Raw genomic sequence first — 12,526 nt, 5'->3', positions numbered from 1 at the left:
CCCCACGGCACCGCAGACGGAGGCCTCCTCGGCCGATTCGTTCGACTGGCAGTCGGCTAGATCGGGAGTCTCACGACGCCAGTTCGTCGCCACGAGTGACGCCTCTGAACTCGAAGCGGGCGCCGCCCTCGTCACTCTCGGTCGCTCGCACCGCCCAGCCGTGGGCGTCGGCGATCTCGGCGACGATGGCGAGGCCGAACCCGGTACCGCCCTCGTCGCTCGACACGCCGCGGTCGAACACCTGCTCGCGCACGTCTTCGGGGATGCCGGCGCCGTCGTCTTCGACGTAGAAGCCCGGATCGTGCTCCGCCAACGTACCGACCCGGACGGTGAGGGCGTCGTCGGTCTCCGGCCGACTGCTCGTCGAGCCGTGCTCGACGGCGTCGTCGGGCGCGTCAGCGACCGACGGCTCGACGGAGCTTGCTCCGTCGGCGTCCTGCTGAGCCTGCGAAGCAGGGCTCGTGGACCCGTGTTCCACGGCGTCCTCGGGAGCTTGCGACCGAGGGCTCGTCGAGCCGTGCTCGACGGCGTTGCGGAAGCAGTTCTCGAACAGGCGGCCGAGTCGGTCGCCGTCGCCGCGGATCGAGTACGTCCAGTCGGTCACGAGCGTCGCCGCGCCGGTATCGACGGCGTTCCAGGCGGCCTCGGCCTGGTCCACGCCGGTGATCCACGCCAGCTCGTCGATGTGGCTGCCCTCGCGGGCGTAGGTGAGCACCTCGTCGACGATGGCCTCGATGCGGTCGTGCATCTCCGCGACCTCTTCGAGTTCCGACTCGTCGCCCGACCGCCAGTACAGCTCGAGACGGCTCTGGGCGACGTTGAGCGGGTTGCGCAGGTCGTGGCTGAGGATGCCGGCGAACTCCTCTAACCGTTCGTTCTGGCGGTCGAGTTCGCGTTCGCGGCGTTTCTGCTCGCTCACGTCGACGGTGACGCCGACGATCCCCTGGGCGCGGCCCGCCTCGTCGTACCACGGCGCCTTGGTGGTCTGGAAGAAGAGATCCTGGCCGTTGGGCGGTTGAGCGTGCTCGATCCGGTCGCGGATCGGCTCGCCGCTCTCGATCACCGCGCGGTCGTCGGCGACCGCTTCGGCGGCCTTGTCCCCCTCGTAGAGGTCGAAGTCGGTCTTGCCGACTACGTCCTCGGGCGAGTGGAGGATCTTCCCCTCAGGCGACTCCATGAACGGCTCGACCACGTCCTCGCTGACGAGGACGTGGCGGCTCTCGGTGTCCTTGAAGTACACCGACATCGGGACGTGTTCGACCAGCGAGCGCAACATCGCGGCCTCGTCGCGGGCGAGCGAGTCGGTTCGGTGTCCGGGCGGTTCGGGCGTGGGAACGTCGGCGACGAGGTAGCCGGTGCCCGCGCGCTCGTCGACGAGGAGGTCGACCGCCGTCTTGAACGCGGCGCCGTCGGCGTCGGTGCAGTGCCACTCGCGGGCCTCGTAGTTGCCGCCGCGGGCGCGTTCGACCATCGTCTCGACCGGGTCCGCCTCCGAGTCCATCCACTCCAGGTGCTCTTCGCCGTCGGCGCCCCGTCCCCGGCCTCGGAGTTCCTCGGTGATGTCGGTCACGAGGAGATCCCGAACGGTCGCGTCGGTCAGGTCGGTCGTGTCCCACCCCCATCGGTCGTAGAACCGCTCGTTGGCGTCCCGGAGCGCGAGCGTCTCGGGGTCGAACTCGACGATAGCCTCGTCGGCGAAGTCGGCGAGCCGCCACGCGGTCGACGACGAGGCGCGGTCGGCGAGCCGTTCGATCTGCACCGGGAGCACCGTCGCGAGGCCCTCGCCCGGTCGGACGTGAGCGGCGCGTGCGTCGCCGACGATCCGCTCGACGACCGGCCGCTCCAGGCCCTCGGCGACGACGACGAGCGCGACCGTGCGGTCGGCCTCTCTGGTCCACTCGTAGTCCGCGCTCGACGGACAGACGATGCAATCGACCTCGGTCGTCGAGCCGCCGACGAGCGTATCGAGTCCCCCGTGTTCGACGACTGCGACGGCGTCGTCCCCCGACAACACCGCCGCGAGCCGCTCGCGGTCGTCGGGCGCCCCGACCACCGCGGTTCTGACTGGTTCGTCCCGCGTCCCCTGCATTGGCCCCGTCTTCGATCGGCCACGTGAAATACCTCCCGACAGTGAGTGTTCATCGAATCGGAACGTATCGCCACTGGTCGGCTCGACGATATCGCGACCTCCGGCGACGCCCCGACCTCAGAGGGCGTCGCCGCGGGGGACGCCGCGGAACTCGAAGCGGGCGCCGCCCTCGTCGCTCTCGGTCACCCGCACCGTCCAGCCGTGCGCCTCGGCGATCTCGCGGACGATGGCGAGCCCGAACCCGGTCCCCTCGTCGGCGCTCGTCACGCCGCGGTCGAAGACCGTCTCCGGGTCGTCGATCCGGATCCCGGGACCGTCGTCTTCGACGTAGAAGCCGGGATCATCGGCCAGCGTGCCGACGCGAACGGTGACGGCGTCGTCGGCCCCTGGCCGACTGCTCGTGGAACCGTGTTCCACGCTGTTCCGGAAGGTGTTCTCGAACAGGCGGACCAGTCGATCGGGGTCGGCCTCGACGGCGTACGTCCAGTCCTGTTCGAGCGTCGCCGCGCCGGTGTCGACGCTCCCCCAGGCGCGGGCTGCGACCGCGGCACCGTCGAACCACTCGGTCTCCTCGACGCGACTCCCCTCGCGGGCGTAGTCGAGCACGTCGGTGACGATGGCGCCCATCCGGTCGTGCATCTCGGCGACCACGTCGAGTTCCGATTCCTCGCCCGTCTGCCGGTAGAGGTCGAGCCGCCCCTCGGCGACGTTGAGCGGGTTGCGCAGGTCGTGGCTGAGGATGCCGGCGAACTCCTCTAACCGTTCGTTCTGGCGGTCGAGTTCGCGCTCGCGGCGCTTCTGCTCGGTGATGTCGACGGTGATGCCGACGATGCCTTGCAGGCGGCCGGCGTCGTCGTACCACGGCGCCTTGTTCGTGGAGAACCACAGGTCGCGGCCGTGGGGGGGCTGGACGTGTTTCTCCTCCCCCCGGAGGGGCTCGCCCGTCTCCATGATGTGCTCGTTGTCGGCGGTCGCCCGCTCGGCCATGTCGACGGTGTACAGGTCGAAGTACGTCTTCCCGAGGACGTCCTCGGGGGTGTGCATGATCTTCCCGTCGGTCCCCTCGATGAACGGCTCGACAAGGTCCTCGCTGACGCGGACGTGGCGCCCACGTCGGTCCTCGAAGTACACCGACATCGGAACGTGTTCCATCACCGAGCGCAACATCGCGCCGTCGTCGTGGTCGGTGTCCGGCTCGGGGCGGTCGGGCACCGACGCCAGCAGGTAGCCGATCCCCGTCGAGCGGTCGGCGACGACCTCGACCTCGCTCTTGAACGCACCGTCGGTGCCGGCACAGTGCCACTCGCGGCGCTCGAAGTCGCCGGCTAGCGCGCCCGCGACGAGCGTCTCGACCGGGTCGGTGTCGTCCCCGTCGATCCACTCCAGGTCCGATTCGCCGGGTTCGCCCCGACCCTGGCCGCGGTGTTCGTGGGTGAGGTCCGTCTCCCGGAGGTCGGCCAGCGTCGCCGTCGCCAGGTCCGTCGCCGACAGTGCCCAGTGTTCGAAGAAGGCGTCGTTGGCTTCGCGGACGGCGTAGCTGTCGAGGTCGAAGGAGACGACAGCGGCGCCCGAGCGGTCGGCGAGGCGCCAACCCACCTCGTCGCGCTCGCGCTCGACGAACTCGCCGACCCGCGCGGAGAGCAGTCGCTCGGCGTGCGCGTCGGCGCCCACGTACGCCGCTGCCGAGTCGTCGAGCACCCGGTCGAGCGTGGACTCGTCGATACGCTCTCCTCCGGGGTCGAGGACGACCACCGGGACCGTCCCGTCGACCGCCCGCACCGCGTCGTAGCCGCCCGCGGCCGTCCCGCAGACCAGACAGTCCGCGCCCGATTCGACGCCGTCCCGGACCGTCTCGCCCCCCTCGGCAGACGGCGCCACCATCGAGACCGAGGCGTCCGACGCCAGCGCGTCGACGGCGGTGTCGCGGACCTCCGGATCCCCCGCGACCACCGCTACCCGCGCCGAGTTGTCAGTAGATCGAGGCACGGAACCGTGTATGCCGGAGCTTCTCATAAACGTGCTGCATGGTGGCGCGTCGGTACGAGCGAGGTGATCCGGTCGTCGGGATCGAACCGCCTATATTCGTCGAGGAACCTCCGAGTAATATCATGCCGAAGATCAGCGTGGAGGTTCCCCAGGAGTTACTGGACGACATGGACGAACACGTCGGCGAGGACGGCAAGTTCGTCAACCGCAGCGAGGCGATCCGCGCGTCGATGCGCAAGACGCTCGATATGCTCGACGACATCGACGCCCGCCAGGGCCGGCTCGACGAGGAGCGATGAGCGAGCCCCGTCCCGCCCTCTCGCCGGTGCAGGTCGGCCTCGTCGGGCTGTTCGTCACCGCCATCGTCACCGCGCAGCTGACCGCCTCGAAGCTGCTGATGTTCCAGCTCCCGTTCCAGCTTCCGCTGGCCGGCGGCGCGCTCGTCCTCCCGGGCGCGGCGCTGGCCTACGCCGTGACGTTCTTCGCCTCGGACTGCTACTCGGAGCTGTACGGCCGGAAGGCCGCCACCGTCGTCGTCAACGTCGGCTTCCTGATGAACGTCGTCATGCTCGTGCTGGTCTGGAGCACCATCGAGGCACCGGCGCTCCCACAGACCGAACCCGGCCAGATCGACCTCGGCGCGTTCCGGAGCGTGCTCGGCTCCAGCACCGCCATCGTCGTCGCCAGCCTCTCGGCGTACGTCGTCAGCCAGAACTGGGACGTGTTCGCCTTCCACTGGATCCGCGAGGCCACCGACGGCGACCACCTCTGGCTGCGCAACGTCGGCTCGACCGCGACCAGCCAGCTCGTCGACACGGTCATCTTCATCCTCGTCGGGTTCGTCCTCCTCGGTTCGACCTCGCTGTCGGGCGCCGTCACCCTCATCGCCGGCCAGTACCTCTTCAAACTGTTCGTCGCCGTCGCCGACACGCCCTTCGTCTACGCCGTCGTCGGCGCCGTCCGCTCCAGGAAGACCGCCTCCGCGACCGCCTACTCCCGCCCCGAGTGAGTTCGAGCGGACCTCGCGCGGGTCCGTCGCACGCGCCACCGCTACCGTCGATCTGAATCCGCGTCACATCGCCACCGGTCGACTCGAATCCGCGACCGTGCCCGCTCAGTCGAACTTCTCCAGCAGTTCCACGTAGAAGCCGTCGCGTTCGTCGGCGAGTTTCTCGACGATGAGTTCGGGCGTCGAGCGCGCGAGCACGTCCTTGACCGGCGAGCGGTCGACTTTCAGCTCGCCGTCGACCAAGCCTTCGGCCTCGATGCCGTCGACGGCTAACTCGGTGCGTGCGGCGTCCTGGATCTCCCGAGCCAGGTGGGTGACGAAGACGGCGGTGGCGCCGGTAGCGTCGAACGCCTCGAGGATGCCGGCCATGATCTTCGCGCTGGCGCCCGGTTCGGTGATGCTCTCGAGTTCGTCGACGAGGACGACAACGTCGTCGCCATCGCCCGACCGGATGTCGTCGACGAGGCCGCCGAACTCCCGGAGGGTGGACTCGAAGGCGCCGGCGTCCAGCGTCCCCTGGGTCTTGGCGTGGTAGTGCAGTTCCTCGACGTGCTCGACGCGGGCCGAGTCTGCGGGGACGGGCAGGCCCATGTGCGCGAGCGTGACCGTCAGCGCCACCAGATCGAGGACGGAGGTCTTCCCACCGCTGTTGACGCCCGTCAGGAGCGCTACCCCTTCGACCTCGTAGTCGACGGGGTCGATATCGTCGTCGGCCACGTCCAGTAGCGGCGAGCGGCCGCCCTCGATGGCGACCCCGTCGCCGCCGATCTCGGGCAACGTGGCGTCGTACGCGCGGGCGAAGCGGGCGATCGCGAGTTCGACGTCGAGTTCGAGGGCGGCCTCGGCCAGCGCCTCGGCGTCCGCACGGGCGTCGGCGAGGTCGGTCGCCACCGCCCGCTTGAGGGTGGTCGCCCGGCGGTCGCGGGCGGTGGTGAGTTCCTCGCGCAGTCGGGAGACGACTTCCTCGTCGCGCTCGACGGGGAAGGTCGGCTGGTCGGGGAAGGCGCGACGAGCCACGTCGGCGTAGTCGTCCAGCCCGAGCGCGTCGACGAGGTGCTCGCGGGCGTCGTCGACCGCTTCTGCGTACTCGTCGGCGAGTTCGCGCTGCAACAGCGAGTCGACGCCGGCGCCCTGCTCGACCAGCGAGAGCAGGTCGGCGCCCTCGATGGTCACGTCCCGTTCCTCGATAGCTCCCCGGAGGCGGTCGTTGGCGACGCTCTCGGCGGTCGAGACGGCCGCGTCGAGGTCGTCGACGGCGGTCTGCAACTGCTGGAGCCGGTCGTCGTCGGCGACGTTGCCGTCGTCGTCGATGCGGGCCAGCGCGTCGGCGAGTTCGTCCAGGTCGCAGGGCGGATCCAGACCGGCGACGCGGTGGACCTCGACGGCAGCGCGGAGGCGGTTGCGGTTGTGGGCGAAGAAGGCCAGCGTGCGCTCGGGGACGACGGTCGCGGGGTCCTCCAGCGCGTCGGGCTCGACGCGCACGTCGCCGTCGACCTCGACGCCGGTGAAGGCGTCGTCGAGCGCGACGACGGTGGCGTAGCCGCGAGCCAGATCGGCCAGGCCGCGGGCGTCGTCGACGATCTCGACGCTGACCTCGGGCAGCGCCTCCTGGGCGCGGGCGTAGGTCTCGGCGTCGGTCGTGGCGAGACAGCGGTCCCGCACGCGGACGCTCGGCGGCGATTCCAGCGGTTCGACGCCGGCCAGCGCGCCGCGGATCTCGTCGTCGGGCTCGCGATCCATCGCTCGGGCGGCGAACTCGCGGGCCTCCTCGACGCGTGAACCGGAGGGTGAGGGGTAGAACGTCTCCAGGCGGCGTTCGGCGTAGCGAGTGACGGCGTGGTCGGCGACCAGATCGAGGGCGTCGCGGTAGATCTCCTGGGCGCGCGGCGTGGCGGCGAACCCGCCCGGATCGCCGTGTTCGCGGCGGATGGCTGCGCGGGCGATGCGGGCGGCGCGGCCGTCGCTGATGCCCGGCGCGCGGGCGAGCGCGGCCACGTCCCCGTCGCGCAGCGCCCGCTCGGGGTCGTCGAGTTCCGACAGCGCCGCGGCCGTCTTCTCGCCGACCCCGGGGATCGTCTCGATGTCCATCTACCCGCCACATTACCACCGGCGGAGAAAAATCCCGCGCCTGTGACGGGACCGTGACGGGGACCACCGACTCACTCGTTCCAGGGCCAGTCCTCCGGCGGCGCGAAGGGGGCGGCCGAGATCGTGTAGCGCATCACCGTCGAGACGCGCAGGAGCCGGACCACGAGCAGGACCAGCGGCGCGAGCACGACCGCGACCGCGGTGCTGACCGCCCACGGCAGCGCCGCTGCCGACAGCGTCGCCCCGTTCGAGCGATACAGCAGCGGGACGGCGACCGCGACGAGCAGACAGGGGACGCTCAGGTAGATAATCTCCCGCGAGAGTTTCGCCAGTTCTTGGTGGAGCGTGAGCGTCTTGAAGTACTGCCGAGCGACCGAGAGGTGGCCCAGCAGCTCCTCGACCGCGTCGAGGTCGTCGGCGACGGACTCGGTGAGTTCCGCGTCCGCGGTCACGACCCGGATGCGCCGTCGGAGGCGAGCGTAGTCCGACCCGGCGGTCGCCGAGATCGCTTCGACCGGTTCCATCTCCCCGGAGACGCGCGTGATCTCGTCGGCGAAGTCGTCGAGGTCGCTCGCGAGCGACGACGGGTCCCCGTCGGCGTCGGCGCTCGCCGTCCCCAGCCGTGAGCCGCGCAGCGAATCGGCGCGCTCGTCCAGCGCCTCGCCGACGACCGCGACGAAGTCGGCGGTGTCGACCGGGGTCGCCGGCCGGTCGCTCAGCGCCGCGACGCGGTCGCGCAACTGTGCGCCCTTCTCGTAGCGCTGTCGCAGCGAGTCGGGCTTGCCGAACACCTGCGAGGAGACGAGCTGGTTGACCGTCAGCGTCAGCGTGACGAGCGTGAACACCCCGGCGGTGATGCCGCTCCCGAACACCGTCGGCACGTTGCCGCTCGGGCCGACCGCGAGGACGCCGGCGGCGACGGCGACGCGGACGACCGCGAACACGCCCACACTGACCAGCGCCGTTATCAGCAGGCGGTTCCCGTCCAGGAACAACCAGTGACGGAGGCCGCCCCCGCCGGCGTCGGTGGACCCCGACGCGTCGGCGTCACTCATAATGCACCGTGGGCTCGGGGCCTCGACTGTCCGACCGCTGCGGGCTCGTCGACCGCGTCTCTGCCCCGAGTTCGACCCACCGACGCGGCGTTCGACCGCGTGAACGAACCCTCATATCTGACCGTCGACCGCCGCGCCGAAAGGGCCGAGGCAAGCACTCGCCGGCGGCGACGGCGAACAACGGGCTTTTGCCCGTTCACACCGAATCGCCTGCGATGAGCACTTCGGTCGCCGACAAGCTCGCCGCCGCGCGCGCCGACCTGGCCGACCGCGACGGCGTCCTCGTCGCCTTCTCCGGTGGTGTGGACTCCAGCGCCGTCGCCGCCATCGCCCACGACGCGCTCGGCGACGACGCCGTCGCCTGCACGGCCAAAAGCGAGACGCTCCCCGACGCCGAACTCGACGACGCCCGCCGCGTCGCCGACGAGATCGGTATCCGCCACGAGGTCGTCGAGTTCTCCGAACTCGACAGCCAGGCGTTCGTCGAGAACGGCGACGACCGCTGCTATCACTGTCGCACCATGCGGCTGGGCGCGATGTTCGACCACGCCGAGGAGCTCGGCATCGACGTGGTCTGTGACGGCACCAACGCCTCCGACCCCGGTGAGGGCCACCGCCCCGGCCTGCAGGCCGTCGACGAACTCGACGCCTACTCCCCCCTGCTGAAACACGACATCGCCAAGTCGGAGGTCCGTGAGATCGCCGACGACTACGGCCTCTCGGTGGCGGACAAGCCCTCGATGGCCTGTCTCTCCTCGCGGATCCCGACCGGTCTGGAGGTCACCGAGGAGCGTCTCGGGCGCATCGAACAGGCCGAGACCGTCCTGCGGACTTGGGGCTTCGAGCAGTTTCGCGTCCGCGACCACGACGGTATCGCCCGCATCGAGGTCGGTGAGGACGAACTCGAAGACGCGCTGGACCCCGAGTTCGTCCGCGCCGCCCGCCAGTACATCGGCGAACTCGGCTTCGACCACGTGACGCTGGACCTCGACGGCTACCGGACGGGGAGCGTCAGTCCCGCCGAGGAAGGGGAAGGCGACGAAGACACCCAATCCGAGACCGACGACGACGCCGTCGTCGAGGACGTGTTCGGCACCGACTACCCGACCGCCGACGAGATCTGAGCGGTCCGAGGGTGCCGCACGTCGAATCGGCGCCGACCGGTGTACGAGCGAGTGCGTCGGTCGGGGTGGTCCGAGACTTTTTGACACAGAGCGGAGGCAAGTCGCCGTGTCCATGGCGACGACGGAGTCCGAGTGTATCGAGTCGCTGCGGGAGGCCGCACGACGACTGGGGGAGTCACCGTCGAAGGCGCAGTACGAGGAACTGGGACTGACGCCGGCGGCGTCGACGATTCTGCGAGTCGTCGGCGGGTGGAACGACGCGAAAGAGCGGGCGGGGTTGTCGACGAGCACGTCGCGCGGGTCTCGGGTCGCTCCGAAACCCGAGGGAGTCGAACTCCCCGACGAGATGTCGTGGGAAGACCTCTCGCAGGATCAGCGCTGGCACTATCGGAACGCGGAGCACAATACCGAGCGGACGTTGCGTCGGCGGGCGAGGCTTCGCGCGTGGGTCAACGACCGGAAGCGCGAACGGGGGTGTGTCGACTGCGGCGAGTCAGACCCGGCCTGTCTGGATTTCCACCACCGGGACAGCGCCGAGAAGGAGATGGCCGTTACCGACCTGATCACGCACGGCCACGGCCGCGAGGCGCTCCGGAGAGAATTCGAGAAGTGCGACGTGGTCTGCGCCAACTGCCATCGGAGACGACACGACCGGCGGCCGGCGGTCGTCGGCCGCGCGGACGGACCGCGGACGAAACGAGAGCGCCTGCGCCGGTGGTCCCACGAGCGTCGGGCCGAGCGCGGCTGTCGCCGCTGCTCCGAGACGGACCCGGTGTGTCTCCAGTTCCATCACTCGGACCCCGACGAGAAGTCGGGATCGGTGGGACAACTGATCTCCGACGGCGCCGAGGAGAGCGAAGTCCGAACGGAAGTCGACCGCTGTGTCGTTCTCTGTGCGAACTGCCACCGACGGGAGCACTTCGCCCCTCCGACCGTCGAGGAAAACGGCGGAGCGAAAGCGACTGAAACACGGTAACACGGCGCGTACGAGTCCGCAACACTGAAATACGGGACCGCAGTATAACTGAGTGAAGTCCTGTGGTGTAGTGGCCAATCATGTAGCCTTCTGGGGGCTACGACGGAGGTTCGAATCCTCCCAGGACTATGTTTTCTGACACTTCGTCGACGAGCGTCGAGTTTCTCCGCCGCTACGGCTCGACCACTAGCTTCCCGACGCTCTCCCGTTCTTGCATCGCGGCGAACGCTGCGCCGGTCTCGGCGAGCGGGTAGGTCTCGTCGATCACGGGCGAGAACGCCTCGTCGGCGACGAGTTCGACCAGCCGCTGTAGGTCGGGCTGGGTGCCCATCGTCGAGCCGACGATCCGCTTGTGGGCCAGAAACAGATCGGCCACGTCGAATTCGGACGTTCCGCCGGCCGTACGTCCGCAGACGACCATGGTCCCGCCGCGGCGCAGCACCGACTGGCCCACCTTCGAGTACGCGCCGCCGAGGTGGTTGAGTACGGCGTCGACCGGTTCGTCGATCGCCGCCTCGATCTCGTCGACGTCGCCCGATTCGATCCCTCGGTCGAGGCCGACCGCGCGAACGCGGTCGAGTTTCGCGGCCGAGCGGGAGGTCCCGACGGATTCGAGGCCGAGGGCGTCGCACAGTTGAACGGTGGCGACGCCGACGCCGCCGGTCGCGCCGGGGACGAACACGCGGTCGCTCGCCTCCACGTCGGCGCGCTGGAGCATCCGGTAGGCGGTCACGTACGCCGTCGGGAGCGCGGCGGCGGTCGTCGCGTCGATACCGTCGGGGAGGGCGACGAGTCGGTCGGCGCTCACGCGCGCTCGCTCGGCCAGCCCGCCGTGATACAGCGAGAAGTTCTCACAGAGGTTTTCGGGGCCTTCACGACAGAATCGACACCGCCCGCACGTCTCGTTGGGGCAGAGGACGACGCGGTCGCCCGGTTCGACGGTCGATACGTCGGGACCCACCTCGCGGACGGTCCCGGCCACGTCGAGCCCGGAGACGAACGGGAGGTCGTCGGCGTCGACCATCGCGGAGTCGCCTTCCAGGATCCACAGGTCGTGGCGGTTGATCGAGCAGGCTTCGACGTCGACGACGGCCTCGTCTCGGTCGGGCTCGGGGTCGGGGCGGTCGACCACGCCTACGCCTTCGGGGCCGACGAGGTCGGTGAACGCTGCGGCTTGCATGGGTCGCGATCGGTGGCCGACGGTCAAGAGTTCGACGGCGGCGGCGAGTCCGTCGGGCGCTCCGACGGGTGAGTCCCCGCCGCACGCGGCGCCGTAGATACTTGTGTCGTGGCCTGCTCTCTCCGGGTATGGCCCCATCGCACGTGCTCGTTCCGCTGGACGGGTCTCCACTCGCGGACGACGCGCTCGCCCACGCGCTGGAGACGTTCGACTGCCGCGTCACCGTCCTGAACGTCGTCACGCCGCTCGACGCCTCGATGACCGAGGGCGGCGTTCTCGAACCCGGCGACGAGCGGCAGGCCGAGGCCCGCGAGCGCGCCGAGCGGCTCGTCGAGCGCGCTCGCGAGGCCGCCGCCGAGGCCGACCGGACCGTCGAGCCCGTCGTCGAGACGGGCGACCCCGCCGAGACAATCCTGGCGACCGTCGACGACCTCGGCGTCGACCACGTCGTCATGGGCGGTCACGGCGGCGACCGCTCCGATATCGGCCGCCGACTCCTCGGCACCGTCGCGACGACCGTCGTCGGCGAAGCGCCCGTGACCGTGACCGTCGTTCGGTGAGACGGTCGTGACCGGCGACCGACGGGACGGTCGTACCGCTGCACTCGCCGCCGAACCGTTTTGTTTGGACGGGGCGATCTCGACCCATGGACGCACAGGACCGCGTCGCCGCGTTCGTCGACGAACACGACATGGGCGCCGACCCGGCCTACCGGGTGCTGGATCTGGCCGCCGAGGTGGGCGAGATCGCCGGCGACGCCGCCACGTCCAGTGAGTACGGCGCCGCCCCGGAGGAGCTGACGGTCAGCGAAGACGAACTCGGCGACGCCGTCTTCGCGCTGCTGGCGACCGCCGACGCGCTGGACATCGACGCCGAGGACGCTCTGGAGACCTCGCTGGCGAAGTACGAGCGCCGGCTCGACGAGTCGGGGTCGGCCGGCTCGGAGTGACTGCCGACCGCAGTGGGGACCACCGAAAGCGGCCCGTGAGAGGGGGCGGATCCGCGTTCAGTCGTTTCGT

Annotated in this window: 11 protein-coding genes and 1 tRNA gene; 7 read left to right on the top strand and 5 right to left on the bottom strand. The window is 70.0% G+C overall.

All coding sequences use genetic code 11. The annotated features are described in order from the left end of the window. Positions 1–70: 70 nt before the first annotated feature. Together I7X12_RS09065 and I7X12_RS09060 are read right to left on the bottom strand one after the other, a co-directional pair. Positions 71–2,089, bottom strand: a complete 2,019-nt coding sequence (locus I7X12_RS09065; RefSeq protein ID WP_198063494.1) for a sensor histidine kinase — start codon at positions 2,087–2,089, stop codon at positions 71–73. A gap of 117 nt (positions 2,090–2,206) precedes the next feature. Then, positions 2,207–4,075, bottom strand: coding sequence for a sensor histidine kinase (locus I7X12_RS09060; RefSeq protein ID WP_198063493.1), 1,869 nt, complete (start codon positions 4,073–4,075; stop codon positions 2,207–2,209). 122 nt (positions 4,076–4,197) lie between these two features. Between I7X12_RS09060 and I7X12_RS09055 the strand changes: the two genes are divergently transcribed. Both I7X12_RS09055 and I7X12_RS09050 read left to right on the top strand, forming a co-directional pair. After that, positions 4,198–4,374 carry a ribbon-helix-helix domain-containing protein gene (locus I7X12_RS09055; protein ID WP_006882309.1) on the top strand — a complete coding sequence of 59 codons (177 nt, stop codon included), beginning with the start codon at positions 4,198–4,200 and terminating at the stop codon, positions 4,372–4,374. Beyond that, positions 4,371–5,084: a queuosine precursor transporter gene (locus I7X12_RS09050; RefSeq protein WP_198063492.1), complete on the top strand. Its 714-nt coding sequence runs from the start codon at positions 4,371–4,373 to the stop codon at positions 5,082–5,084. Before I7X12_RS09055 ends, I7X12_RS09050 begins: the two co-directional genes overlap by 4 nt. Before the next feature lie 105 nt (positions 5,085–5,189). On the opposite strand, the gene I7X12_RS09045 is transcribed toward I7X12_RS09050, so the two are convergent. Beyond that, positions 5,190–7,172 (bottom strand): MutS-related protein, encoded by a 1,983-nt coding sequence (locus I7X12_RS09045; RefSeq protein ID WP_198063491.1) that lies wholly within the window; start codon positions 7,170–7,172, stop codon positions 5,190–5,192. A gap of 71 nt (positions 7,173–7,243) precedes the next feature. Next, on the bottom strand, positions 7,244–8,227 hold the full coding sequence (locus I7X12_RS09040; protein WP_198063490.1) for a hypothetical protein: 984 nt from the start codon (positions 8,225–8,227) through the stop codon (positions 7,244–7,246). 215 nt (positions 8,228–8,442) lie between these two features. Between I7X12_RS09040 and larE the strand changes: the two genes are divergently transcribed. From larE to I7X12_RS09025, 3 genes are all read left to right on the top strand, one after another. Then, the gene (gene larE / locus I7X12_RS09035; RefSeq protein ID WP_198063489.1) at positions 8,443–9,351 is read left to right on the top strand and encodes an ATP-dependent sacrificial sulfur transferase LarE; all 909 of its coding nucleotides are present in this window, start codon (positions 8,443–8,445) and stop codon (positions 9,349–9,351) included. 112 nt (positions 9,352–9,463) lie between these two features. Beyond that, a complete protein-coding gene (locus tag I7X12_RS09030; protein WP_198063488.1) occupies positions 9,464–10,327 on the top strand; it encodes a homing endonuclease associated repeat-containing protein in 864 nt (287 codons plus the stop codon). A 56-nt stretch (positions 10,328–10,383) separates the two neighbouring features. Further along, positions 10,384–10,456, top strand: a tRNA-Gln gene (locus I7X12_RS09025). Positions 10,457–10,499: 43 nt separating this feature from the next. Here the strand turns inward: I7X12_RS09025 and I7X12_RS09020 are convergent. Beyond that, the gene (locus I7X12_RS09020; protein ID WP_198063487.1) at positions 10,500–11,507 is read right to left on the bottom strand and encodes an alcohol dehydrogenase catalytic domain-containing protein; all 1,008 of its coding nucleotides are present in this window, start codon (positions 11,505–11,507) and stop codon (positions 10,500–10,502) included. 128 nt (positions 11,508–11,635) lie between these two features. Between I7X12_RS09020 and I7X12_RS09015 the strand changes: the two genes are divergently transcribed. Both I7X12_RS09015 and I7X12_RS09010 read left to right on the top strand, forming a co-directional pair. Further along, entirely contained in the window at positions 11,636–12,067 is a 432-nt protein-coding gene (locus I7X12_RS09015; RefSeq protein WP_198063486.1) for a universal stress protein, read from the top strand. An 86-nt stretch (positions 12,068–12,153) separates the two neighbouring features. Further along, positions 12,154–12,456 carry a MazG nucleotide pyrophosphohydrolase domain-containing protein gene (locus I7X12_RS09010; protein WP_198063485.1) on the top strand — a complete coding sequence of 101 codons (303 nt, stop codon included), beginning with the start codon at positions 12,154–12,156 and terminating at the stop codon, positions 12,454–12,456. Positions 12,457–12,526 lie beyond the last annotated feature (70 nt).

The organism is Halosimplex litoreum, from assembly GCF_016065055.1.
GTDB lineage: Archaea > Halobacteriota > Halobacteria > Halobacteriales > Haloarculaceae > Halosimplex > Halosimplex litoreum.
Note: the sequence above shows the minus strand (reverse complement) of the source record. Positions and strands in the feature narration are given on the sequence as shown.

Bases quoted from the DNA above. Each gene is read 5' to 3' on its own strand.
- I7X12_RS09065 (WP_198063494.1), bottom strand. From the start codon at position 2,089: ATGCAGGGGACGCGGGACGAACCAGTCAGAACCGCGGTGGTCGGGGCG.
- I7X12_RS09055 (WP_006882309.1), top strand. From the start codon at position 4,198: ATGCCGAAGATCAGCGTGGAGGTTCCCCAGGAGTTACTGGACGACATG.
- I7X12_RS09050 (WP_198063492.1), top strand. From the start codon at position 4,371: ATGAGCGAGCCCCGTCCCGCCCTCTCGCCGGTGCAGGTCGGCCTCGTC.
- I7X12_RS09045 (WP_198063491.1), bottom strand. From the start codon at position 7,172: ATGGACATCGAGACGATCCCCGGGGTCGGCGAGAAGACGGCCGCGGCG.
- I7X12_RS09040 (WP_198063490.1), bottom strand. From the start codon at position 8,227: ATGAGTGACGCCGACGCGTCGGGGTCCACCGACGCCGGCGGGGGCGGC.
- larE (WP_198063489.1), top strand. From the start codon at position 8,443: ATGAGCACTTCGGTCGCCGACAAGCTCGCCGCCGCGCGCGCCGACCTG.
- I7X12_RS09030 (WP_198063488.1), top strand. From the start codon at position 9,464: ATGGCGACGACGGAGTCCGAGTGTATCGAGTCGCTGCGGGAGGCCGCA.
- I7X12_RS09020 (WP_198063487.1), bottom strand. From the start codon at position 11,507: ATGCAAGCCGCAGCGTTCACCGACCTCGTCGGCCCCGAAGGCGTAGGC.
- I7X12_RS09015 (WP_198063486.1), top strand. From the start codon at position 11,636: ATGGCCCCATCGCACGTGCTCGTTCCGCTGGACGGGTCTCCACTCGCG.
- I7X12_RS09010 (WP_198063485.1), top strand. From the start codon at position 12,154: ATGGACGCACAGGACCGCGTCGCCGCGTTCGTCGACGAACACGACATG.